This window comes from Treponema pedis (assembly GCF_017161325.1).
Lineage (GTDB): Bacteria > Spirochaetota > Spirochaetia > Treponematales > Treponemataceae > Treponema_B > Treponema_B pedis.
The window spans coordinates 1,968,850-1,993,571 of record NZ_CP045670.1 but is presented as its reverse complement, the minus strand read 5'-3'; the positions used below and the strand labels follow the sequence as shown (position 1 = coordinate 1,993,571).

17 protein-coding genes and 1 pseudogene are annotated in these 24,722 nt (G+C 37.1%); 4 read left to right on the top strand and 14 right to left on the bottom strand.

Translation table 11 applies throughout. The features are described from left to right. Positions 1-63: 63 nt before the first annotated feature. Genes rnhB through DYQ05_RS09175 form a run of 3 tightly spaced genes read right to left on the bottom strand, consistent with a single transcriptional unit; the run spans position 64 to position 3,384 of the window. Complete coding sequence (rnhB, locus tag DYQ05_RS09185) at positions 64-663, bottom strand: ribonuclease HII (RefSeq protein ID WP_194075365.1); 600 nt, start codon at positions 661-663, stop codon at positions 64-66. A 1-nt stretch (position 664) separates the two neighbouring features. Further along, positions 665-2,785 carry a chitobiase/beta-hexosaminidase C-terminal domain-containing protein gene (locus tag DYQ05_RS09180; protein WP_206183305.1) on the bottom strand — a complete coding sequence of 707 codons (2,121 nt, stop codon included), beginning with the start codon at positions 2,783-2,785 and terminating at the stop codon, positions 665-667. Then, a complete protein-coding gene (locus DYQ05_RS09175; RefSeq protein WP_020965712.1) occupies positions 2,782-3,384 on the bottom strand; it encodes a phosphoribosyltransferase in 603 nt (200 codons plus the stop codon). The genes DYQ05_RS09180 and DYQ05_RS09175 overlap by 4 nt, the downstream gene beginning before the upstream one ends. Before the next feature lie 242 nt (positions 3,385-3,626). Here DYQ05_RS09175 and DYQ05_RS09170 point away from each other — a divergent pair, with 242 nt between their 5' ends. After that, positions 3,627-5,354, top strand: coding sequence for a hypothetical protein (locus tag DYQ05_RS09170; protein ID WP_206183304.1), 1,728 nt, complete (start codon positions 3,627-3,629; stop codon positions 5,352-5,354). 232 nt (positions 5,355-5,586) lie between these two features. On the opposite strand, the gene megL is transcribed toward DYQ05_RS09170, so the two are convergent. The 11 genes and pseudogenes from megL to DYQ05_RS14005 all read right to left on the bottom strand — a co-directional run bounded on the left by megL (position 5,587) and on the right by DYQ05_RS14005 (position 18,229). Further along, complete coding sequence (gene megL / locus DYQ05_RS09165) at positions 5,587-6,786, bottom strand: methionine gamma-lyase (RefSeq protein WP_024465310.1); 1,200 nt, start codon at positions 6,784-6,786, stop codon at positions 5,587-5,589. A gap of 65 nt (positions 6,787-6,851) precedes the next feature. Next, a complete protein-coding gene (locus tag DYQ05_RS09160) occupies positions 6,852-8,207 on the bottom strand; it encodes a Na+/H+ antiporter NhaC family protein (RefSeq protein ID WP_024466298.1) in 1,356 nt (451 codons plus the stop codon). Between the two features lie 112 nt (positions 8,208-8,319). Further along, complete coding sequence (locus DYQ05_RS09155; RefSeq protein WP_020965708.1) at positions 8,320-9,177, bottom strand: M23 family metallopeptidase; 858 nt, start codon at positions 9,175-9,177, stop codon at positions 8,320-8,322. 11 nt (positions 9,178-9,188) lie between these two features. After that, positions 9,189-9,752: a cyclic nucleotide-binding domain-containing protein gene (locus DYQ05_RS09150; protein WP_020965707.1), complete on the bottom strand. Its 564-nt coding sequence runs from the start codon at positions 9,750-9,752 to the stop codon at positions 9,189-9,191. Between the two features lie 21 nt (positions 9,753-9,773). Next, the gene (locus DYQ05_RS09145; protein WP_020965706.1) at positions 9,774-10,970 is read right to left on the bottom strand and encodes an HD domain-containing protein; all 1,197 of its coding nucleotides are present in this window, start codon (positions 10,968-10,970) and stop codon (positions 9,774-9,776) included. Next, complete coding sequence (locus tag DYQ05_RS09140) at positions 10,967-11,782, bottom strand: TP0443 family flagellar-associated protein (RefSeq protein ID WP_020965705.1); 816 nt, start codon at positions 11,780-11,782, stop codon at positions 10,967-10,969. Before DYQ05_RS09140 ends, DYQ05_RS09145 begins: the two co-directional genes overlap by 4 nt. A 12-nt stretch (positions 11,783-11,794) precedes the next feature. Continuing rightward, a pseudogene (gene recN / locus DYQ05_RS09135) lies at positions 11,795-13,481 on the bottom strand (DNA repair protein RecN). A 158-nt stretch (positions 13,482-13,639) separates the two neighbouring features. Further along, positions 13,640-15,343 (bottom strand): capsule assembly Wzi family protein, encoded by a 1,704-nt coding sequence (locus DYQ05_RS09130; protein WP_020965703.1) that lies wholly within the window; start codon positions 15,341-15,343, stop codon positions 13,640-13,642. A 25-nt stretch (positions 15,344-15,368) separates the two neighbouring features. Continuing rightward, positions 15,369-17,027, bottom strand: a complete 1,659-nt coding sequence (locus tag DYQ05_RS09125; protein ID WP_206183303.1) for a hypothetical protein — start codon at positions 17,025-17,027, stop codon at positions 15,369-15,371. Positions 17,028-17,088: 61 nt separating this feature from the next. Beyond that, on the bottom strand, positions 17,089-17,538 hold the full coding sequence (locus tag DYQ05_RS14010) for a glycosyltransferase (protein ID WP_252723327.1): 450 nt from the start codon (positions 17,536-17,538) through the stop codon (positions 17,089-17,091). Beyond that, a complete protein-coding gene (locus DYQ05_RS14005) occupies positions 17,531-18,229 on the bottom strand; it encodes an MGDG synthase family glycosyltransferase (RefSeq protein WP_252723326.1) in 699 nt (232 codons plus the stop codon). The genes DYQ05_RS14010 and DYQ05_RS14005 overlap by 8 nt, the downstream gene beginning before the upstream one ends. 192 nt (positions 18,230-18,421) lie before the next feature. Between DYQ05_RS14005 and uvrA the strand changes: the two genes are divergently transcribed. Genes uvrA through DYQ05_RS09105 form a run of 3 tightly spaced genes read left to right on the top strand, consistent with a single transcriptional unit; the run spans position 18,422 to position 24,693 of the window. Next, the gene (gene uvrA / locus DYQ05_RS09115; protein ID WP_206183302.1) at positions 18,422-21,295 is read left to right on the top strand and encodes an excinuclease ABC subunit UvrA; all 2,874 of its coding nucleotides are present in this window, start codon (positions 18,422-18,424) and stop codon (positions 21,293-21,295) included. Positions 21,296-21,320: 25 nt separating this feature from the next. After that, complete coding sequence (locus DYQ05_RS09110; RefSeq protein WP_206183301.1) at positions 21,321-22,049, top strand: LPS-assembly protein LptD; 729 nt, start codon at positions 21,321-21,323, stop codon at positions 22,047-22,049. Position 22,050: 1 nt separating this feature from the next. Continuing rightward, positions 22,051-24,693 (top strand): LPS-assembly protein LptD, encoded by a 2,643-nt coding sequence (locus DYQ05_RS09105; protein ID WP_206183300.1) that lies wholly within the window; start codon positions 22,051-22,053, stop codon positions 24,691-24,693. Positions 24,694-24,722: the final 29 nt, after the last annotated feature.

The window sequence follows — 24,722 nt, the reverse complement described above, 5'->3', positions numbered from 1 at the left end:
ATACTCTAAATATCGGTTTTATAAAAAAAAGCTTTAGATAAGATTTGTATAGGTTTTCTTTTTTCAGTCCGTAATGCCTTCGAGTTTAAAACTTTTTCTTGTAATAGGCGATATTCCGAATTTTTTTATCGCTTCAATATGTTTTTTTGTTCCGTATCCTTTGTGTGTTTCATAGCCGTATTCGGGATAAAGCCAAGAATACCTTATCATCATTTTATCCCGTGCGGTTTTAGCCAATATCGAAGCTGCCATAACTTCATATATTAAATCATCGGCTTTTACCAAGGCTTTAATCGAGCGGCAATTATTTATTTTAGGAATCAGTTTACCGTCCACAATTATATCGGGCTTTTCAAAAGCTCTTTGTTCCGCTTTAAAAAAGTTAAGCAATTTTTTATAAACACCGTTATACGCTCTTTCCATTGCTAAAAATGTCGCCTGCAAAATATTTATTTTATCTATTTCTTCGTTTGATGCCCAGCCTATACTCCAAAAAAAGGTTTTTGAATAAATTATTTTTCTTATTTTTTCGCGCCGATTTTCAGTCAGTTTTTTTGAATCCCGTAATATTGAAACTTCAAAATCATCTGGTAATATTACGGCCGCAGCCGTTACGGGACCTGCCAAAGGGCCGCGTCCTGCTTCATCTATCCCGCAAAGCATTTTACGGTTCCCGCTCTATAGGTTTTGCATAACCGCGTACAATCGGATTATATTTTATATCCAGTTTGGAATTGCGGTTATACCAAATTGCAGTATCTTTGTTGTTTTTTGTTTCCGGATTGCGTATACAGTTTAACTTACCCAAACCGATTTCGGAATCCCATGCTTCCAAAAATCTTGCGGTAAAACCGGGAGTAAGGTTTGAAGTAATTTCATCAAGTTCAATATTGCATTTTGAACAGGAAAGAGCCGCAACGGAGCTTCCTTTACCCGTAAAGTTGGTATTCCGTATAACTGCGGAAGAATTGTTTAAATTAAATAAAACGCAGTAATCCGTTTGTTCCGAAATAACTCCGGTATTTGAGCAGTCCAAATGAGAATAAACGGCTCTTACAGCCGAGCCTCCTTCTACCGTGTGTATTTTTACTCCGCTTAATTTTACAGCAGCGTTTGACGCATAAATTACAGGAACCTCTCTCGGCTCTTCTGGCCGTTCGCGTCTGAAAACATCAATGTTTTCCATTTCAAAAGAAGAGCCGTTTATTACAAAACCTGCATTTTTGGAAAAACGGATAACGGCTCTTTTTTCCGCAGAAATTAGTTTTATGTTTTTTGTAATTAAAATCGCTTCATTTAAAATACTGTCGCCTCGTAAAAAAATCTTCCACTTTTCAGATTCGGTCTTTTTACCGTTTTTTGCAAATGAAATTTTATTTATATAATTAACCGCGTCCGTAACGGAAGAAAAGGGGTCGGACGGTGTGCCTTCAGCATTTTTACTTCCCGAATTCGTATCCACATAAAGCGCATTTTTTTCAATGATAAATTCTTTTATAATTGAGGGGCTTTTATTTCCCGCAAAATCTTTATTGTAAATATTTATTGAATATAATGTACGTCCTTCTTCCGAACCAGTTAAAATAATTTGATTTTTTGAGCGCGTATAATCTTTAGGAGAAATTTCCGCAATAAGTTCAGCCTCGGGAATTTCCTGAAAGTTTATTTTTACTTCTTTGTTTGAGGGTGAAAAAGATGGATTAAAAACTACATTGGGCTTAGGCGGCGGCAATTTATCGATTTTAAATTTTACATTAAATTCGCCGTGCATAATTCCGCCGAGAAAGGCCGTTATTTTAACATTAAATTCTTTTTCGGTTTTTACGGCGGTATCGAAATTAAGTTTTCCGTTTTTAAATTCGGTTAAATCCGAAAAGTAAGAAAAGCGTAAATCTTCGAACATAAGTTCTACATTTGAGTTTACGGGGTGTAAAGGACAGCCTGAAAGTTCAGGTTTTTTAGGAAGTTCTATTTTATTTATTTTTCCGTTTTCGATTTCTTTACAATACCAGTACAAAATCTCATCTTCATTCCGCTCCGTAAAAACGGGCCCGTCATAAATTTTAAATTTTTCTTTTTGTAAAACATCTTTATCTTTGACGCTTCCTTTAAACCAGTACACGGAAGAATCCTGAGAGAATTCTATAAAATACCAGTTTAAAATTTTAAAAGATGTTTTTTCCGTACCGCTTTCCGGTTTTACCGTACTGAATTCCGGAGAGGGTGCTCCCGAATCGGAAACGGTATAATTTATTTCTTTTTCGTTTACGGTTCCGTCTTCGCTTATAGCCTTAATTTTTAAATTAACGTTACCGGTTTTTTCTATTAAAACGGGTTCAGTGTATAAAAGGCCGAATTGCGAAGGGTCGCTTCCGTCTACGGAATACATAACTTCCGTTTTTTTTTCGGCGTCAATAAATAGAATTTGTTTTTCCTTCCATATTCCGGCAACAGGATTTATAACCTGTATTATTTCGGTTTCTTCTTTCGGTTTGGCAATAAAATGAGTTATTCGGGAATTTTTACCGCTCTTTGTTTTTAACCAAATACAAATTTCCGTACCGTAAGGAATGTAAAGTTTTTCTTTTTGTTTCAGTTTACCGTTCCCGTAAGTTTTATAAAACGGGTTATAAAGTTTATAATTAGCTTCTTTGTATTCCGTATTGTGTAAGTAAATGTCCATTCCGTTTTCATTATATTTTTTCTCTATTTTTAATTCAGGTAAATCCGAGGCACAAATAAAGAAAGTAAAAGATAAAAAAACGAAAAAGAATTTTATTTTCAAAGCTCTATTCCTTTAAAAACTTCCCGTAATGAAGGGTTGCGTTTGTAATAGTATTCTTCAAGTTCGGTTTCAGAAAGCCCTACGAGTTCATGGCTCATGTAATGAATCCAAATATCTTCATCTTTATTGTGAATATCGTGTTTTCTGCACCAATAATCCGGCTGAATTTCGTACTGTTCTTTACTGCTGTGAAAGTATTTATAATCGTGAACGGCTACCTTTATATTTTCTTTGTACAAGCCGCGTTTAATTAAGTCGTTTACCAAATAATTTATAGTCGCACCTGAATCGAAAATATCGTCTACAATCAACACGGAGGCATCGGGCGGCAATTTTTCAGGAGGAAAGGTCCAGCCGTCCAAGGTAACTTCGGTGTTTTCGTGTATGTTTGAATATGAATGGGCAACTACTGTGGAATATAAAATTCTTTTTTTATTTTTATAAGCAAGTTTAAAAAATTCGCTTAATATGTTTCCCAAGTAAGCGCCTCCACGCATTGAAGTATAAATTATATCGGGAATATAATTTTCATCATACATTTTTCTTGCAAGAAGGAGGCCGTTATCGCGTACAGTGTTGTAAGTTATAAATTCTTTCATCAGTTTACCCTATTTTAAAGGTAAAATTATATCATTTTTCCGTTTTTTTTGCAAGGAGAGGCGTAAGGCAAAATTTTGCGATTATTATATCCAAAATCGTAAATAAACCTATTGACAGAATGAGCTTTCAGGCCTTATATTATAAGTTAAGGAAATTATTGACAGACGGGGAACGGCACATTGTACGCATTATAGCGGATTTTGTGCGGTTTTCTTAAATTATGGGGGAAAGAATGATGACTATGAAGAAGAGGTTATTGTATGTAGCTTTAATTGCAGTATCCGTTATAGGTATTGTAACTTGTACAGTTTCGGTTTTGCCTACCGATTTGGAAACTTCCAATACGGTATCTTTATCCAGAACCGTTGATATGCCGTATCTGAGCGAGCAAGCCTATATGGGAGGCAGCGTGCTTTATAATCCCGATAATCCTTCAGGCGGGCATTTGGTTAAAGGAGCCGTAATTGCAGTACGTTTCGGTACCGTAGCTCAGCGCAGCGAGGAAGATGCCGTTATCTATACGGATAATGCCGATGATGAACGCTTCGGTATTTTAAAGGTTTTAGATGTTGATTCGGAAAAACTGGGGTTTTCCGTTGTATTGTTCGATAAGAACGGAGGACAAACCCAAAGGGAATATAAGCTTGCAGTTGGAGAGCAGGCGGATATTAACGGCGACGGTGTAAATGATATTCATTATTACAACCCGAAGACAACAAGAGCCGGGTTTGAAAATGCCTTATATTTAACCTTTTTAAGTTCAAAGGAAAAACTTGTTACTACAATGTTTGCCGTTATAGTGGAACAGTACGGCGGCTCCTATCCTTCCGGTTTGATAGGTATTAACCCCGACGGCAAGTTTATTTATTCAAAGTATGAACCCAATTCTACTACCCGCGCTGTAGTTTACGGTTTGTCGGACGATGACTTCGTGCTTGACAGCGAAGCGGGCTCATATTTTAAAACCGCAAATGTAAGTCAAACCGGTTCCGCTCGAGCCGTAGAGGATAAGGATATAGTTGCCGAACCGGTATCCGTTGCAGATGTTTTACCGCTTGCCAGCTGGACGGCTTCGCGCGCAAAGGGGAACGGGCTTCCTTCCGTTGCGGAAAGCTATGAAGATTATCTTAAAGAAAAAGAGCGGATTGACCAGCTGTTTAAAAAATATAAGACCTTTGTAGAAATTCCTATGGAACATTTTCAGCAGGAGTTGAGTAAGTATCAAAATGTCAGTTTGGATACTTCCATAGGTTTGCACGGACGTTTTGTTATCAGCTGGTCGCATATTGAGGCGGACTTGATGGCGGGCGTGTATGTGAGCGGAAAAATTGATATAAGGCTGGGCGAAGCTATTACGCAGAATTTGGCGAAAATAGGGCCTTACAGCTTTGAAAACAGCTATACTTTTGCTATAGGTCCGGTACCGGTAACGGTCGCATGTCCCGTTACTTTTGAAATGCCGATTGACTTAAAATTGGAAGGCCCGGATTCTCAACCCTTCGTTATCGCAACAACCGCATTGTACGGTGCCGGTATAGCGGTGGGCGCGGATATAAATTGGAATAAATTTTTGACAAGAGACTTTGTAAAGCCTTTTGCAAATCCCTATGCGATAACCGAGGGTGTATTCTATATGGGAAGAGGCGAACATGTTTCGTTGGACGATAAGAGGCTGCTTGCCCTTTCAATATCCGCATCTCCTTCAGTATCCGCAAAACCTAATATAGGTATTGCAAGTACCGTTTGGACAGGCTTGGAAGGTGTGTATAAATTACCTGCCGCATTTACTGTTTCCATTAAAGAAGATAGAACCTTTTCAGGTTTTATAAAACTTTCGCATGAAGGTGCCATTAACTGGGTTGCGGGAATAAAAATAGCCGGTTTCCAAAAAGAATTTAAACCTACCTTATTTAAGATAGGGCCTGCGGAAATACAGAATTTGGAGCTTTTTAGCGTAAAACCGTTTTAGGTTTTAGAAGAAGGTTTATTTTAAGCGGTAGAAATACTACCGCTTAAAAACACCGGCGAGTTTGCCTTTGCAAGCTCGCCTTATTTTATGCCGTTTTGTGATATCAGCTAAGAAACGGTATAAAATAAACCCAGCTTAAGACTGTTTATACAAGCCGAACAATTAAAAAGCCGTTTCCTGCATTAAAGAGGAAACGGCTTTAGGAAATCTTTTTGTTAAATATGGACAAGTCTTATTTTAAACTGTCCAGAGCCTGTTTTAAATCCGCTATAATATCTTTGGAATCTTCAAGCCCTACCGAAAGGCGTACTAAACCTTCCGCAATATCCGATGCGGCTCTTTCTTCCGGAGTATATGTAGAGTGCGTCATACTTGCGGGGTGTTGAATCAGGGTTTCGGCGTCCCCTAAACTTACCGCCAGAGTAGCGAATTTTACTCTGTTCATCAAGTTTCTGCCCGCTTCGCAGCCGCCTTTTACAGTAAAGGCAATCATTGCTCCCGGTAACATCATTTGTTTTTTTGCAAGTTCATATTGCGGAAAAGACTTTAACCCGGGATAGTAAATCGATTCAAGGGCAGGGTGTGTTTCTAAAAATTCGGCAACTTTTTGAGCATTTGCACAATGTTTTTCCATACGTATGTCTAAGGTTTTCATACCTCTGCCGATTAAATAGGCTTCAAAGGGGCCTAAGGTGGAACCTGTCATATCTTTTACACCTACAAAACGTACTTGGTCGATAAATTCTTTTTTACCTACAACAAAGCCCGCAATTACATCTCCGTGTCCGTTCAGATATTTTGTTGCCGAGTGAACGACGACATCGGCTCCCAAATCCAACGGCCGTTGTAAATATGGCGTCATATATGTATTATCCACAACTACCTTACAATCCGGATTTGTATGTGCAATTTCGCTGATTGTTTTTATGTCGCATAAATACATATTAGGGTTTGCAGGAGTTTCAAGATATACTACTTTAGTATTCGCTTTCATTGCCTTGCGTACATTTTCGGGATTCCGCGTATCCACAAAGGTAACATCAACTCCGAAACGTGAAAGTCCGTGACTAAAATATGCAAAAGTACAACCGTAAAGGGTTTTACCTGCTACTATATGGTCGCCCGCGCTGACAAGCGTCCAAAGGCAGGAAGTAATCGCTCCCATACCTGAGCTTGCGGATATACAAGCTTCTCCGTTTTCAAGGCAGGCAAGTTTTTCCTCAACAACCGTAGCGGTAGGATTCCCCAGGCGGGTATAAATATACCCTTCTTCTTCAAGGGCAAATCTTTTTCCGCCCTGTTCCGCAGAATCGAAAATAAAGGTTGACGTTTGATAAATAGGGGTAGCTAACGCCCCGTATTTATTTTTTTCGTAACCGGCATGGATTTGCTTTGAAGCAAAACCCATATTTTTCAATTCGTCTTTATTCATGTTTTCCTCCATAAAGATAAATTATATGTTTTTTTTTCGATTACGGCTAGAGGTCTTACTCTTTTTTATTTTTCGGCCTTCCATTCGTTAAAATTCCACGGATGTTTTTTTATGTACCCGTTTGCAAACGGGAAAAAGATTGAAAGAACGAGAACCGCTCCGAGTAAAAGCTGGTACCATAAAAGCGGAATTAGGGCCACCGGATTTACGGCACCTTCGGTAAACGAGCAGGCAATTAAAATTTGAGCCCCATACGGAATAATGCCCTGCATTACGCATGAAAAGGCGTCCAACAGCGAGGCTGAACGTCTCGGGTCTATTTTAAATTCTTCACTCATTTCTTTTACAATGGGGCCGTCGATAATAATAGCTACGGTATTGTTTGCCGTAGCGGCATCTGTAACAAGGGTTAATAATCCTATACCCATTTCGGCGGATTTTTTTCCTTTTACCGTGCTTTTTATTTTAGTTAAAAGCCATTCCATGCCGCCGGCTTCGGCTACCATATATGCAAGCCCTCCTGTCAACATCGATAGCAGGAATATTTCAAACATTCCGTTAAAGCCGTCGTATATATGATTTGTCCATTGCAGTGCATCAAAACTTCCGTAAGCTATTCCGATTGAGCCTGAAAAAATTATTCCGCCTAAAAGAACAATAAATACATTTAAGCCTGCTACGGCGGATACCAGTACGAAGATATACGGGAGAACCTTTATTATGTTAAAATCCAAAGATTGAAGTTGGGGCGGAGTGGCGGGTCTTCCGAAAATTAAAAGGAGAACGACCGTAATAATTGCCGCAGGTATTGCAATTATTAAATTTACCCGAAATTTATCGCGCATATTTACATTTTGTGTTCTTGTTGCCGCTATTGTAGTATCGGAAATAATTGAAAGGTTGTCTCCGAACATAGCGCCGCCTATCATCGTTGCAATCATAAGCGTCATGGATATTCCGCCTTTTTCCGCAAGACCTACGGTAATAGGCCCTACGGCAGCTATGGTGCCGACGCTTGTCCCCGTTGCAACCGAAAGAAAACAGCAGATAATAAATAAGCCTGCGGCAACGAAATTTGCAGGGATAAGTGTAAGGCCTAAATTTACGGTTGAATCTACTCCTCCCATTTGTTTTGAAACTACCGAAAATGCGCCGGCTAAAACATAAATTATACACATTGTAATAATATTTGCGTCTCCGCAGCCTTTTATCAATGTATCGAATTTATCGTTTATTGAGCCTTTATGCATTAAAAAGGCGGCAATAATTCCTATAATTACGGCAATAGGACCTTTAAAGCCGTAAAACCCCATCGGGTCGCCTTTTGCGACTAAGGTTACTCCTATTCCCAAATAGGCAACGACAAAAATAAAAAAGGGAAGCAGAGCGGAACCGTTCGGTTTGATTTTTGATTTTTCCATAAATTCCTTCCTTTAGAAATTAAAATATACTTAAGATTTTAAACGATAAATTATTGAAAGTCAACGGTTAATTTAAAATATAACGGCGGTTAAAGTCTTTAATTTAAAAATATTATAATCCTCTCGGAGCCTTTTCAGGGTCAATCGGTTTATTTTTATCGTAAACCATAAAATACATTCTGGCCTTATTTGTAAATATTTCCATACCGACTTCTCCGAGTTTTTGTCCCGTTTTTACGGTCTCACCCTTTTTTACCGAAAGTTTTTCCATTCCGCCGTAGACATAAATATGTTTGGTTTTAGATTGAACGAAAACCACCTGACCGAAGCCGCGGTGTTGTCCCGTAGATACAACTTTTCCCGAAGAGATTGCTTTAACGGCTTGCCCTTTTTTAGAGTCAATTACAACGCCCGCAATCTTACCGGAAAGATAAGAAACTTCCGATGCCGGTACCGGCCATAAAAGTTTTGAATCGGCTTGTTTTGAATTTGAAAAAGGAGTTTCGCCGCTTTTTACTTTGTTTCGTTTTTCTTCTTTTTGAGTTTGAGCCGTTTTTGTTTGAGGAATTTTAAGTTTATCGCCTATTTTAATTAAACTTTCGGACGTAAGATTATTTAATTTTAAAAATTCCGAAAAATTAACTCCGAATTTTTTTGCCAAACCGAAAAGGGAGTCTCCTTTTTGAACGATATAAGTACCCGTTTTTAAAGCCGTATTTTTTTCCGTATCGGTTTTTTCCGTAGTTTTGCCGCTTTTTTTTTCTTGAGGAATTATAAGTTTTTGTCCCGCCTTTATTTTAGAAGCGTCCTTAATTTTATTGGTTTCCAAAATTACGGAAACGGACACATTGTATTTTTTACTTAAAGAATATAGAGTTTCACCTTTTTCTATTATGTGAACGATGTCTTCCGCATTCAGTGTTGAGAAAATAAAAAAAATAAAGCAAAATATAAACAGCTTTTTATTCATAACTCCGTTTCTTATTGTCCGCTTGCAGTATGTTCGTTTAAAATATCGCCGGAGTTCGGATTAAACATATTCATCATAGAAGCCCAGTCTTCCGATGAAAATTCTATGTTTCTTTCCTGAACAAGTTCTTCATTTGTGTTTTTTAATTTTTGCAGCAGACTGAAAACAATATATGTTAAAATTACAATGCCGGCTTTAGGATGGGCATTTATGTATGCCGTAAACTGTTCTTTGGAAATAAATAATACGCTTGAAGGTTCAATTGCGTTTACCGTTGCTGTTGCCGTTTCATCTTTGAATAAAGAGGTTTCACCGAAACTTGCATTGTTTTTTAGTGTAGCAAGTTTTACGCTTTCCCGTTTGCCGTTTTTGACAATTTCAAGTTTTCCGCTTAATAAAACATAAAACCCCTTGTTTTCCGTACCTTCGCTTATAATGGTTTCATCTTGTTCATACGAAAGGATTTCCGAAAAATCCGTGATATTTTGAAGTTCGGTATCTTCAATACACGAAAAAATTGCCGTTTGTTTTAATTCATTTAAAAAAATATCTTTAGTCATTTCTATCTTGTTCATAGTTTTACCTCTCAGTTAAATTTATCTGTATGCATTAAAAAAACTATCAGTATTAAAATTGTTGATACGGGTTCCTACCGGATATGCTCCCATTATATTTTTTTTGCCCGTTTGCAAATGTGCGGAAGTAATTCCGTAGCGGATAGAACTGTCCGCTTCTACAAAGGCCGCAATCTGGTCGGCAACACGTACCAGTTTTCCGTCGGTCGGTCTATATTTTTCACTTGAGTATTTTTCATTTAATTCTTCAAAAGAGACGATTTTTATTTGTCCGTCAAGGAGAATTCTGTTTTCAAATTCATTTTGAATATAAAACATTACTTCATCTTTAAAAGAGCTGTCCATTAACGGTAAAAGCTCTTCGCCGACAATTATTTGTTCAATTTCTTTTACGACTTCGGGAAGATGATTCGTTGCCTGCTTTACGGGTGAAATTATATCGCGGGTTACGGCTTCAGGTAAATCGTGAAAAAGGGCGGAAAAAAAATTATTATATTTGCGGTACCCTTTGATGTTTAAATCGTAGCACATTAAAAGCGTAAGGGCGGCAACGAAAAACGAATGGCCTAAAACGGTAGTAGCCGGAACTCTGGGCGTTTGATTCCAGCGAATTTGGAATCTCAGTTTTTCTATTTCCGTAAGGAATTTATGCGGGATTTGGTGAGTAAATAAAAGTTTTACAGCTGTTAAGTCCATAAATTCGCTCATTTCTTTTTTTAAGCCTGAATCCAGTTCGGTTAATCTGAACGGTTCGTTTACAGGTTTTAACATTTCAAATTCTCTAATAGTGGAATATCTGTGAGCCGCTTTTAAAACACGTTTTGTAATATCGCTATTATCTTCTTTTTCGGAAAGGAAATTTTTAAAGCCGTTTTTAAATTCTCCGTCTTCTATTATCTCACCGTATTTTTCAAAAATCCATTCATTTATTTTTTTATATTCTTCAGGATAATCCTTTCTGATACGTCTTTGAACGGGGGCCTTTATATCGCAAAGGGCGATTTTACGTAAAAGTTCGAATACCAATCCGTCTATTATTATCTCCCAATCTATATGAGCTCCGTTTTTTTCTTCATATTTGCCTATAATAAAAGCTAAAAAGGCTTTTTCTGCGGTTTTATCCATTTCGACAATATCAAACGGCCTTATTAAGTCGTTCCAACGCTGAATTGAGAAAGCTTCAAATATTTTTAATACGGTTTTATTTGTAAAAATCATTTTTTTATCTTATCTTTTTCCCTCAGTTTTAAATCTTTTTCCATTTTATCGTGCCAGATTTCCAGTTTGCGTTTTATTTCTTCAACTTCTTTATGTTCGTTTAAAACCATGTGAATTCTTTTTAATGCTCCCAAAACCAAGATTGCCGTTCTAAAATCGCTTATGGCATTTGTTGCAACTTCATATTTTTCTCTATATTTATCGGCGGTTTTTGCCAAAAGTTTTTTTACAAGTCGTAAATGGAATATTACAATATCATAATCTTCGGCATGCGGGTTTAAACCGGTTTTTGTTATTTCTTTTAAGTCCATTATATTTTTTGCCACAACGGCAAAACGGCCTTCAATTTCCGCAAATGACCATCGCCACTTTGTATTGCCTCCGTAAGCTTCTATTACCATATTGATTGCAAGTCCAAGTTTTCTTATCAAATAATATCTTTGTTTTTCGGTAACCTTGGAAATGGATTTCAGTTGTTCTTCATAATCCGAAAAGGGCACATCTATAAAATTAGAAACTATTTCTTCAAGATAAATTATGGGGCGGTAAAGAGTTTTTCTGGCTTCATTTAAAATGTTTTCGTTTTTCCCCCCTAAAAGGGTAACGGATAATTTAAATTTTGCCAAGTAAAGCGTTGTAAGATAAATCATTTCATCTACCAGAACAAGTTTTTTATATCCAGCTCCGAAATTATCGTTTTTTATGAGGTGCAAAAGACTTTGTTCCCGCTTTAGAATCTTGTTTATTTCCTGGTCGTATTCGTAGACTCTTTCAGTGTATAACTCTTTACTTGCACTTTTACCGCCGTCCACAGTGGTCTCCTTTTAATGGGTATACTTTTTAATAAGTTCTTCAGCGTGTTTCAGCGAAGCCTCACTGAACTCATCTCCTGCAAGCATTCTGGCTATTTCTTCAAGTCTTGTTTTATCCGATACCGCCTTTGCCGAGGTTCTGGTTGTTTCCCCAATCGTATTTTTTTCTATCTTAATATGATTATCGGCATGAGAGGCGATTACCGCAAGGTGTGTTATGCAAAGAATTTGCTTTTTTTTAGACAATTTTTTCATGTGTGCGGCTACGTTTACGGCAATTTCTCCTCCTATTCCCGTGTCTATTTCATCGAAAATAAGGGTGTCCGCTTCATCGCCTCCTGATAAAACCGTTTTTAATGCAAGCATTACCCGCGAAAGCTCTCCTCCTGAAGCTATTTTGGCAAGAGGGCGTAACGGTTCTCCCGGATTCGGGCTTATCATAAATTCTATATCGTCAAAACCGAATTGATTGGCAATTCTCTTATTTCCTTCCGGAAGTCTGGTTTCTACCCGTACTTGGAATTTTGTTTTATTCATACCCAAATTGGATAAAACTTCTTCCACTTCGGCTTGTAAGTTTACGGACGCCGTTTTTCTTTTTTCGGAAATCGCACAGCCCAGTTTCAGTATTTTTGATTCCAAAATTCCTATTGAATTTTCAAGTTCCGTTTTTCCTTCTTCGCTTTTGGAAAGACTTTCAAGCTGGGCTTCGGCGTCATCGGCATATTTTAAAATTTCGGTAACGGTACCGCCGTTATTTTTTCGAAAGTTTATAAATGAGAGAAAGTCTTTCCTGAACTTGTTCAACCCGTTCGGGATTAAATACAAGGTTTGAAAGATAAGAGTCCAATGAAGAGCTTATATCGTCAAGTTCGTAATAAGCGTTTTCAAGCCGTTTTGCATATTCTTCAAGCGAGGTATCGGAAGTTTTTGCCGAAGAAAGATTATGCGCAGCTTTTTTTACAAGAGAAACTATGCCTTCTTCATTTGAAAGAAGAGACGAGGCGGTGTTTACGAATTCAAACAGTTTTTCAAATTGGTTAAGTTTTTTTTCTTCAGCTTCCAATTCTTCGCGCTCGTCTTCTTTAAGTTTTGCCCGTCTTATTTCTTCTATTGAAAATTGAAGAAGCTCTTTTTTTTCTTCAAGTTCTTTTTCGGAAAGGTTTAAATTTTCAAGCTCGCTTCTTTTTTGAGCAAGTTCCGTATAAAGAGCGGTAAACGTTTTTACTTCGCCGTTAAGCCCTGCAAAGCTGTCCAAAAAGCGGCGGTGTTCGGCGGTTTTAAATAAGGATTGATGGTCATGCTGTCCGTGAATATCCACTAAAAGAGAGGTTAATTCTTCAAGTTCGTTTCTTGTTACCGGAAGGCTTTGAATCCATGCCGCCGACCTGCCGTTTTGCTTTATATTTCTTCGTATTAAGATTCTGTTATCTTCAGGTTCTATTCCGTGGCATTTAAGCCATTCCAAAGCTTCCGCGTGTTCCGCACCGATAAAAAAACTTCCTGAAACTGCGGCTTCATCTGTTCCCGCTCGGATTATATCGGTAGAGGTTTTTCCGCCCAAAAGTACCGTGAGCGAGCCTATCAATATTGATTTACCGGCGCCTGTTTCACCGGTTAAAACATTTAAACCGTTTTCGAATTCGACAAAGAGATTATCAATTAGAGCTATGTTTTTTACCGATAAATTTTCGAGCATTAACTTTTCCTTAAAAGCATAGATAACCCGTTGCAAGGTTATCTATGCTTCCTTAAAGAAGAGTATACTTTAAAATCGTCTTAAAATCAAGAGGGAATTGATTGTCTTTTATAAGTCTTAATTCGGTGCATCTTTTAAAAATTTAAGTTTTACACCGCTTAGTACGTAATTTTTATTGCAAAATTAAAAAAATGATTAAATTGTTTTCCTACGGCATTTTTTTCCCATTCGCCATGCTGTCTATCTTTTTCTTTTATAATTTCCACGTCCGAAGTTAATATCTTATCGGTTTTTTTATAGATATTACTGTTTATACCGCCGTTTATGTTCGCTTCAAAAGTATAGCCTATCTTAAACTGCATATTCCCTCCGGATTTTGCAAAGGGATATGTGTATGAGGTTTCAAGATTTAGCTGATTTACATATTGAATTGTTTTTTGCTTCATAAAGGGGGTTGAATATAAAAATGAATGAGTGCCCGCTCCATGAGCATAGGAATGGTTAAAAACCGAGCCGTCCGTTGTATGCTCTTGCGAAAAATAAGCTCGTAATACATTTACGTCTTCTATACTTTCGGAAACATTTCCGTGGCGTATAAAAGTTTCGGATAAATTTATCGAAAGCCCGTGCACAGGACGGAATTTCAGTTTAAGGTAAATTCTGTCGGAATTGGGAGGTAAATTGCTGCCTAACGGAGTACCTGCATGTGTGTAATTTTGATAATTTATCGAGGTTATGCTATTTCCGTCATAATGTGTATATGTATACGGCGTTACAAAGGTATAATGAAAATCTACCGATGTAAACCAATGGGTTTTAGGCATTGTATAAGATGTTCCGAATTGACCCGCCAACCGCCATTTTGCATCTTTTTTGAATTTGATTATTTCATTAAAACCGATATCGTCCGCATAAAGAACTCCGTCAAATCTTAAACCGTCTATAGGTTTAACGGTAAACATCGCTCCGATTAAACTGTTATCAGGGAAACCGTATAAGCCCTGACTTACAAAAAAAGCCGAAAACGGCAGCAGGTAAATAGGTTCAAATCTTCCGCCGTATATTACGGAATCGACTAAACCGAAAGAAAGCCATGGCAGAGGACGTATATTTAATGAATGTGCAACTAAAAATTTATTCGGTCTTAACCAAGACCTTCCCGTATCATCTGTCGGAGAAAGAGTAAGAAAGGTTTGTTCATAAGTCCATTTGGGTTTATTTACTGCAAAATTAAATTGTCCCTGATGAAGAGCATGAGAGCCTATAATAATATTGTTTTTATAAAACGGTCCGTAATCCGTTCTCGCTATATTTGCCGTAAAATAGTATTCGGGTGTACCTATTGAAAGGCCTGAGTTAAATACGGGAAGAAAATACAGTTTTCCAACTTTTACGTCATCGCTTGCCAAATCGTGTTTTGAATACATAAATGCAGGCTGCGGCGAATTGGACGGAAGTTTATTTGTAAGATAAGCATTTATATTTGCGGATATAGTTAAATACTTATGTATTTCGTAGTTTAAATCCATTACTGGCGACAGGATTATTTCATAATCTTTATCGGGAAATTTAAATGTAAACTCGGTTTTTCCTCCGAAGTGAAATGCTCTGCCGAAAAATCTGTTATAATGCTCTTCGGCTATTTTTTTTTGTCCTTCATCTCCGGTTTCAATTATTATTTCAAGGATTCTTTTTACTTCCTGTAAAGGGTAGGGGCGTACTGACGGTGTATCGTTTATAAGCCTCATATTTTCCCATATTTTTACATCTTCATAAAAAGGGTCTAAAACATCTACGGCAACTTGAGTAAATGCACAAAAACAAATAAATAAAAAACAGGTTATAATAAATTTTCTTTTCATTTTATTTCCTTAAAAAAATTATAGTTTACCGCAGAGAATACATTATATATGTCGAAAAGTCAACAGAATGCCCGTTTATTTTTCCGCGGGCAATCGTCCATGAAAGGGCGGCATTTATATTTAAATTTTTTATAATTGTATAAGAACTTTCAAGCTGCATAGTGTGAAAGTAAGATACCGTACCCGTCGGAGTTTTCCACTTGGCCATTTTTATTCCTTCTTTATAGTGTATAGGGTAATAATATTCTCCTTTATCTATACTGTTAAAAAATTTTTCTTCATTTTCGCCCTTGCATAAAAATCTGTATGTAAAAGCCGCCCTGTATTTATGAGGGGCGTTAAAATCCGCTTTAAAAAACGCCGCAATTGTATCGGGACCGTACGGATTTGTAAGCCATGTCTTTATTTCCGAAGCGTCATAAGTTTTCGAAGCATAAACGTTTTCTTTTCTGCTTGCCGAAAAACTGTTTTTGCTGCCCGTATCTCCGATATAAAGCCAAGGGTCGGCATACATAAATTCGGTATTTAAAGTTAAATAACCGACCTGCATAGGAATTGAGTATTCAATACCGGCTATGCCTCCCATACTGTTCGGGATATTATTTGCGCCGCCTTTTAACTCCGAAGGCGTTTGAAACTGATTCATTCCGAATTGTCCGTAAATTCTTAAATTTTTAACCGGTATTATATTTATGTCGAAGCCTAATTGACAACCTATTAAATTCCCGTTGTAGTTATTGTTTATGTAAGGGTCTTTCCAAGGTGCATAATTATGAAAAATCATAAACGGATTTAAAAATCGCGGGTCAAATACGGAATTAAGAATTATTCCTTCATGTAAAGTAACGGAAAGTTGTTTTAACGGGCGTATGCTTATTTCATGACTTATAAAAAAACGGGTGGGGTTTATTTCCGCAACCGTCATATCAAGTTTTACATATTTAAAAAAAAGTGAGGCTGAAGCAAAATCAAGTCTGTCCGGGGTGTCGGATATAATCATTCCGCCTGATAAGGTTCTCCCCACATTAAGCCTTCCGCGTCCTATGTGAAAATTAAAAAATTTATTTCCGATTGAAAGGCCCGTTTTTTTCGGGAAGTGATAATCCATAGCGTTCCCCGCAAGGGGTAAATTCGTATAAGGATAGGAGTGTATTGAGCCTGAAAAATTTTTGCCGAAAACGGGCACGCAATAAAGATAAACATATTGAGAAAAATAAAATTCAAACGGAACGGCGATAGGTTCAGGTGTTTTATTATATCTGTGGAATTTATTGATAAACGGTTCTTTTTCGCCGTTATACAAATATTGAGCTTGCAGTGCCAATTTTAAATTTATGTCGAAGGCAAATTGTTCATACGAAAGGAGAGGCTTACTTTTATAAAACATGTTATATAGGTTTTCATAAGAGACTTTCCCGTGTTCGGATAAGGCTTTTTCATTTATTCCGTCAAAGTTAAGTTTTAATTCGGCATACGAAGCGGGTTTTTTATATGAAAGCCATACATATCCGCTTTCCAAAGAAGTAAGATGAAGTTCATCATAAAAAAGCGAATCATATTCATATAAAATTTTAGAATAAGAGGATATTTCTTCAGTATAAGAATTACATAAAGAAAAAAATAAAAAGCTGAAAATAAAAAGTTTTTCGGTTACCGTATTAAAAAAAACTCGTTTAATATTCATAATTCGGTAATTGTATCACACAAATAATTTTATGGCAACCCTTTTTTTATAAGCTACGATTTTAAAAGTTGTAAATAAATTCCGCAATATCTTTAAGGCCGTTTTTTATATCCATATTTTCTATTTTGGAGCATATTTCATTTAAAAGCGAATCATCGGAAAAAATTTCTTGAGTTTTTTTTACAATTTTTTTAGGTTCGGGAATGTACCAGCCTGCATGATTTTGAGTAACATATAATAAATTTCCCCATTCCTGACCGCGGACATAAGTGGAAAGAATAAGCGGCTTCCCTATCAAAAGCGCTTCCATAATTGTAGCGGGGCCGCTTTTTGTGATAATACAGTCTGCAATATTCATAAGCTCTTTCATAAAAGGAACAAATCCGAGGATTTTTATATTTTTAAATCCTGCCAGTTTCGCTAAATACTCCAAAGTATATTTTAATTCTTTGTTTTTACCGCATACCGCAATAAGGTAGGAATCCGTTTTAGCTCTTATAAAATTATGCACTATTTTGACGGCCTTTTTTAATCCTTCGCCGCCTCCGGCAATCAGGACTATTTTTTTTATCTTCCGGTATACCGTGCAGTTTTTTTATTTTTATTTTTTCTTCTTGCGTACACTTCGTATCGAAGTTACGTGAAAGCATAATCGGAAACTTATGAATTCTGTCGGGATTAAATTTATATTTTTGTATGGCCTCGTTTTTAAGTTTTTCCGAAAAAACTATAAGGTCGGTGTTTTTTTCATAAAACCATATCGGGTGTGCCGTAAACGGGTCCATAACTATGCTTATTAAAGGAATATCCTTTTTTGTTCTGTTTATAGCTTCCCTTGCGGCAACGATAAGTATTTCATGAGTGCAAACAAGTTTTGTAATTTTATTTTCTTTTATAAATTTTACTATACCCTGTATAAAAAAGGGCGCAAAGATTTTTTTGAATATATTAAGACTGAAATTAAGACTTGTTAATTGGTAAAATGCTACATATCCTTTTTCAAAATAATTCGACGTAGCCGAATAGCCTTTTTCGAAAAATAATTTGGAGAATATCATTTTTTCGGTAAACCCGTTTTTTAATTTACACTCTACTTCGTTAGGATAGGATTCCGTAAGATATTCCGATAATGCCCTTGCACCGGACAAATGCCCCGCGCCGGTAGGTAAATATAAAAATCCTATTACCTGATTTTGCTTCATTTTTAAATCATACTAAAAAATAAGTAATTATTCAACTATGCCCGAAAATATAGTTTGTGTTTTTCTTGATTTTGAATCTTAATTTATTAAAACGTAATGGCCGCAGCCTTGTGCGGAATTGAGTTTTTTATAAAACTGTCTTATATGACGGTCAATTGACAATTCTTCTTTCTTCCTATATAATTATTTACTATGCAAAAAAAAAATACGGGTACGGCAGAGCATTTAAATAAGCTGATTGTAAAGGGTGCCAGAGAGCATAATTTAAAAAATATTGATGTAGAGCTTCCCCGCGATAAGCTGATAGTTATTTCTGGGCTTTCAGGTTCGGGAAAAAGTTCTCTTGCCTTCGATACTATTTTTGCCGAAGGGCAGCGCCGCTATGTGGAATCTTTGTCTGCCTATGCCCGCCAATTTTTGGGCAGAATGGATAAGCCCGATGTGGACTATATTGAAGGCTTATCGCCTGCAATTTCAATTGAACAAAAAACCACTCACAGAAATCCGCGTTCTACTGTAGGAACCGTTACGGAAATTTACGATTATTACCGCCTCCTTTTTGCACGTATAGGAAGACCTCATTGCCCAAACTGCGGTAAGGAAATCAAAGAGCAAACGGTTGACCAAATTATCGACACGATTATGAGCTGGAAAGAGGATACGCGCGTTCAAATTTTGGCTCCTATTATAAAAGGAAAAAAGGGCGAACATCAAAAAATAATTACCGATGCAATCGCTGCCGGTTTTGTGCGGGCAAGAATCGACGGACTTACGGTAAATTTGGAAGACGGAATAAAACTCGATAAGCAAAAAAAACATACGATAGAAATTATCGTAGACAGGATAAAACTTTCCTCCGATGTGCGTAAGCGTCTTTCCGACTCGGTGGAAACCGCCCTTCAAAGCTCCGGAGGAATTTTACTTGCGACAAAGCAGGAAGATTTTCCAGACGCTCCCATAACGGAAGTTTTTTTCTCGCAAAAAAACGCATGCTCGGATTGCGGTATTTCCATGCCGGAGTTGCAGCCGCGCCTTTTTTCTTTTAATAATCCCTTCGGCGCATGCCCCGACTGTACCGGACTCGGAATGACGCAGCACTTCGACAGGGATTTAATCGCTCCCGATAAAACGCTTTCCTTTAACGAGGGAGCTTTTGTTCCGTATAGTCCCGATTCGGATTGGAACAGGGCGAGGTTTGAAGCCCTTGCAAAAGAATTCGGGTTTTCGCTTGATACCCCTATTAACAAATTGCCTAAAAAAATATTGAACATAATTTGGGAAGGCTCTGACGGAGTTAGTATTCATTTTTCGTATACTTCAAAACATACGGGTGGAGAGCATTCTTATAACCGCGAATGGATTGGAATTATGGCGGATATAAACAGACGGTATAATGAATCTTATTCCGCCTCAATACGGGAATACTACGAAAAGTTTATGTCGATAAAGCCGTGTAAAACCTGCGGCGGAAAAAGGTTAAAACCGGAAGCCTTGGCAGTAACCGTAGGCGGAAAAAATATTTACGAGCTTACCTGTCTTTCCGTAGGCGACTCGATTAAATTCTTTGAAAATTTAAAATTAACGGAAACGGAAGAGCATATTGCAAAACAAATTTTAAAAGAAATAACCTCGCGCCTAAGTTTTATGAAAAACGTAGGACTTGATTATTTAACCCTTGAGCGGAAAGCCGCAACTCTTTCAGGCGGCGAAGCCCAGCGGATACGGCTTGCAACTCAAATAGGTTCCAGTTTAATAGGCGTTTTATATATTTTGGACGAGCCTTCAATCGGGCTTCACCAGCGTGATAATCAAAGACTGATAGATACTCTTTTATACTTACGCAATTTGGGAAATACTTTAATTGTAGTCGAACACGATGAGCAAACGCTCCGTACTGCCGATTACATAGTTGATTTGGGTCCCGGAGCAGGGGTACACGGAGGAAACATTACCGCTCAAGGAAGTCCTGAAGAAGTTGCAAAGGTAAAAAAAAGTTTAACCGGTCAATATCTTGCAGGTACTCTTAAAATGGATATACCCGAAAAAAGACGGGAAGGCAACGGAAACTTTTTGAACCTGATAGATGTAACCGAACACAATTTAAAAAACGTTTCGGTTTCAATTCCCCTCGGAGCCTTTACCTGTATTACAGGCGTTTCGGGTTCGGGAAAATCTACGCTTTTAACCGATGTTTTATATCCTGCCGTTTCAAACCGCTTAATGCGGAGCTCCTTGGAAGAAGGCTCTTATAAAAAAATAACCGGTCTTGAAAATATAGATAAGGTAATTAACATCGACCAAAGTCCTATAGGAAGAACTCCCCGCTCCAATCCCGCGACATACGTGGGAGTATTTACCGGTATACGCGACTTATTTGCAAGCCTGCCCGAATCGAAGGCTCGCGGTTATAAGTCCGGACGTTTTTCTTTTAATGTACGGGGCGGAAGGTGCGAGCACTGTCAGGGAGACGGAACTCTTACAATCGAAATGAATTTTTTACCGGACGTTTATATAACTTGTGATGTGTGCCGAGGTAAAAGGTTTAATAAGGAAACATTGGACGTCCGCTATAAAGGAAAAAATATTGCGGACGTTTTGGATATGACTATAGAAGAAGCTGCGGAATTTTTTGCGCCTATTCCTCATATTGCACGTAAACTTGAAACTCTTTTATCGGTAGGTTTGGGCTACATCAAACTGGGGCAATCGGCTTTAACTCTTTCAGGCGGAGAAGCCCAGCGTGTAAAACTTGCAAACGAGCTTGCAAAGCGTTCCACAGGAAAAACCCTTTATATTTTAGATGAGCCTACAACCGGCTTACACTTTGCGGACGTTAAACAGCTTATGCAGGTTATTCAAAGACTTGTAGAGCAGGGGAATACCGTAGTTATGATTGAGCATAATCTCGATGTAATTTTACAAGCCGATAAAATAATCGACTTAGGTCCTGAAGGAGGCACAAACGGCGGTGAAATAATTGCGGAAGGAACTCCCGAAGAAGTTGCAAGGGTAAAAAAATCCTACACGGGATATTATATAAAAGAAATGCTTGAACGCAAAGCATAAAGCGGGTTTTATATAAATTTATAAAATGAAAAAACGGATTTATATTTTTGCAAGTTTAATCATTCTCTTTTCCTCTTCCGTATATTCCGAAGGGCAAAAAATAATTATAAATTCCGCACAGTATACCGAATATAAAAAAGTTTTGAGTTCTCCTCTTACCGAAGAACCCGAGAAAAAAAATAAACCTGAAAAAAAAGAGCGGGAGGAAGCGGATTCCGATAATAATAAAAAAGATGAAGATAAAAAAAACTCCGAGCCCTTAAAAGACGAACTGGTTATTTTTACCGGTTCGGTGTCTATTTCCGTATCTGACGGAAGCTCCACTTCTACAATTAATGCCGATAAAATAATTCACAATAAAACCCGCGAAACTCTTACCGCTTTCGGTAACGTTTTTTATGAAAGAAAAATAGGCTCTTCGTCGGGCGAATCTTTTAAAGGCGAATATTTACTTTTTAACATTAAAAAATTGGAAGGTGTTTTTTTAGACGGAATACTGGAGCAGGCTGAAACGAAAAAAGGAAAAGACCCTTTTAGAATTCATACGGAAGTTGCAGGTAAAAACGAAAGCGGAGCCATAGCTTTTAAAGATGCTCTTTTGACGACAAGTAAAGATGACGAGCCTCTTTGGTCAATCCGTGCAAGCCGTATTTGGCTTTTGCCCGGGAACGAAATGGCTTTTGCAAACGGTTTTTTATCGGTAGGTATTGTACCCGTATTATATCTTCCGTTTTTTTTATTATCCGGCAGATGAAATGTTGTTTCACCCCGTGTTCGGTTATAAAAACAGGCAGGGAGCTTTTATTCAGACAACTACCTATTTACTGGGAAGAAAACCCTTGCCGAAAGCCGAAGACGGTTCTTCATTTTCCAATTTTATGCAAAGCGACAGTTTAAAAAAACAAAAACTTGAAGGCTTATTTTTTAAAAATCTTGATGAACCTGCCGATGAGGAAGGCGGCTCTCATCTTAAAATTCTTGCGGATAAATATTCAAATTTGGGTTTTATGCTGGGGCTTGACGGAAAATTTATGCCTAAAAAAGGATACGTAAAAGAAATAAATTTTCACTATCTTTTCGGATTTTCAAATACGATTTATCCTGCGGAATTTAGCGGCTTAAGCACATTGGTAACGGGGCCTAATACCGATACGGTTAAATTTTCAAGATTCGACTCGAACGGGAAAATAAATAAAAATAAAGCTAAATTATTCGGTCTTACCGTTCCTTTCAGATATGATTTTGAATTCGGAATGAGTATGACAAAAGAGCCTTTTAATTTATCGCTAAGTATGCCTCTATTATCGGACCCGTATTTCAGGTCGGATTTTATGAACAGAAGCGAAGATATGAATTGGTTTAAGTATCTTTTGGATAAGGATAAATTGGCCGAGGCTAAAGATGCGGATACGGTACACGGATTTTCTTGGAAATTGGACAGCTCCTTAAGGCCGTCGTTTGCAATTTTACAGCCGTTTATAAATTCCATTGCCATTGATGCGGCATCGGGAAGATTTAATTTTGAAAGTAAAACCGACAGCACTCTTATCGGGAAAGAAAAATCATATTCTCCAGAAAGAACTTTTTTTTACCCTAAAAATTTTGTTCCCGAATTGCGAATGGGCATGAGCGGTTCTATTTTTTCGACCTCAATGCTTAAAAACCGAATACGCCGAAGCAAAGAAACGGATTTGACGGGCATAAAAAATCCCTTTGACGATAATTTCGGAAACACTTTAAAATCGGAAATTGAAAACGGCGGCGGTTCGGGCGGGGTCGAAAATAAAGGTGAAACTGAAAATACTGTAAATAAGAGCGAAGAAAGTGCCGAAAGCGGAAAGGAAATTGAAGAGCCTCCTCTTTTCGTAGAGACGGTTTTTCCGCCTTTTCATCTTGAACCCGTTAAAACATATAACGAATTGGATTTTATCAGCTACGATTTAAATTATAAATTGAGCGGCCTTTTTCAAAAAGATATAACCTTCGACCATAAAAGTTGGAACAAACTTTTTGATATTAACTGGAAAGAATTTTATTCAAAGTATTATAAATTGAACGGAACCGCTTCGGTTGAAAGTAAATTTTCTTATAACATGGGCCTTTTGGATATATCCAACTCATTTGAGTTACAGGGGAATTATCAAAAACATTTTTGGGTTAAGGATAAGGGACTCCTTAAAGATTTGGAATTAAATAATTATAAGTTAAATGTTTATTCATTAAAAAATTCCAACTCTTTTAAGGTTCGTCCCTTTGTTTTTAATTCTGTTTTTAAACCCGTTTACTTTGAATGGGCTATTACCGAAATATTGATTCAAAATAAATTTACGGGCACTTATGATAAACCTGCATGGAAAGAAGAAAAAGCAAAGTGGGAAAAAGAATATATTACTAAGCATGCTGCTACAATAGGTACGGGTTTTACATTAAACGAATATACTCAGTTAGTAACTTCAAGTATAGATTTACCTCCTCTTTTAAGAGCCTATTCTTTTGCAGGAAATTTTAATTTTCCTTACACGGCACTGAACGTTTCAAGTAAACTTTTTGAAAAAGATATCGAAAAAGAAAAAAAAGGAAAATCTCCTAAAGAAATCGCTAAACTAAAAAAATGGAATTGGGAACCTTTTAAGGTGGAATTAAAATTTTCTTTTCCTTATGATATTTTTGTAAGTCAATCTTATGTTTATAATATTGAAGATAAAAAACATGATGTATATGCCGTTTCATTGGGTTGGAAGTATATATCGGCATCTTATAATATGAGAAGAGAAATCCCTTATAAACTGGATACTTTAAACGGCTGGATTGAAAAATCCAAAGAAAAGGAATTTATACCGTATTCGTTAAATTTTAACTTTTCCAATTCTTCATCGCCTTTGGAATTTTATTCTTGGAAAAACAGAATAAGGCTGCAATTGTCCGCTTCTTCTTCTCTCAGTTTTAATTTAATCAGAATTACCGACAGTTATTTTACGTTTTCTCCCAAGATAACTTTTAAAATACACGAATTTTTGGATTTCAGTTTCAGTTCTACAAGCCGTAACGAAGCAATTGCAAAATATTTTCAAGATGCAATGAATTTACCGATTGTAATTCCGGGTGAAAAAAATGTCATAAAGGATTTGGCTGAATCTTTTTATTTTTGGGATGAAAAGGCGAGACGGCGTTCCGCCTTTAAGTTAAAATCGCTTGATTTTGAATTAACGCATTATTTAAAAGATTGGATTATGAAATTTTCTTACTCGGTAAAACCCGTTAAAAAACCTGAAGATAAAAATTATAAAATGATACCTACCGTTTCGTTTGTAGTACAATGGAAACCGATAGGAGATATAAAAGTTCAGGCTAAAAAAGAGAATAACAAGTTTACCGTAGACAGGGGCGAAATTAAATAAACAACCTTAGTAAACCGTTCAGGATTTGA

Coding starts and splice junctions, on each gene's coding strand:
- DYQ05_RS14005 (WP_252723326.1), bottom strand. CDS start 18,229: ATGAAGCAAAATCAGGTAATAGGATTTTTATATTTACCTACCGGCGCG.
- DYQ05_RS09175 (WP_020965712.1), bottom strand. CDS start 3,384: ATGAAAGAATTTATAACTTACAACACTGTACGCGATAACGGCCTCCTT.
- DYQ05_RS09145 (WP_020965706.1), bottom strand. CDS start 10,970: ATGATTTTTACAAATAAAACCGTATTAAAAATATTTGAAGCTTTCTCA.
- DYQ05_RS09105 (WP_206183300.1), top strand. CDS start 22,051: ATGTTGTTTCACCCCGTGTTCGGTTATAAAAACAGGCAGGGAGCTTTT.
- DYQ05_RS09130 (WP_020965703.1), bottom strand. CDS start 15,343: ATGAAAAGAAAATTTATTATAACCTGTTTTTTATTTATTTGTTTTTGT.
- DYQ05_RS09155 (WP_020965708.1), bottom strand. CDS start 9,177: ATGAATAAAAAGCTGTTTATATTTTGCTTTATTTTTTTTATTTTCTCA.
- uvrA (WP_206183302.1), top strand. CDS start 18,422: ATGCAAAAAAAAAATACGGGTACGGCAGAGCATTTAAATAAGCTGATT.
- DYQ05_RS09125 (WP_206183303.1), bottom strand. CDS start 17,027: ATGAATATTAAACGAGTTTTTTTTAATACGGTAACCGAAAAACTTTTT.
- rnhB (WP_194075365.1), bottom strand. CDS start 663: ATGCTTTGCGGGATAGATGAAGCAGGACGCGGCCCTTTGGCAGGTCCC.
- DYQ05_RS09110 (WP_206183301.1), top strand. CDS start 21,321: ATGAAAAAACGGATTTATATTTTTGCAAGTTTAATCATTCTCTTTTCC.
- DYQ05_RS09170 (WP_206183304.1), top strand. CDS start 3,627: ATGAAGAAGAGGTTATTGTATGTAGCTTTAATTGCAGTATCCGTTATA.
- megL (WP_024465310.1), bottom strand. CDS start 6,786: ATGAATAAAGACGAATTGAAAAATATGGGTTTTGCTTCAAAGCAAATC.
- DYQ05_RS09150 (WP_020965707.1), bottom strand. CDS start 9,752: ATGAACAAGATAGAAATGACTAAAGATATTTTTTTAAATGAATTAAAA.
- DYQ05_RS09160 (WP_024466298.1), bottom strand. CDS start 8,207: ATGGAAAAATCAAAAATCAAACCGAACGGTTCCGCTCTGCTTCCCTTT.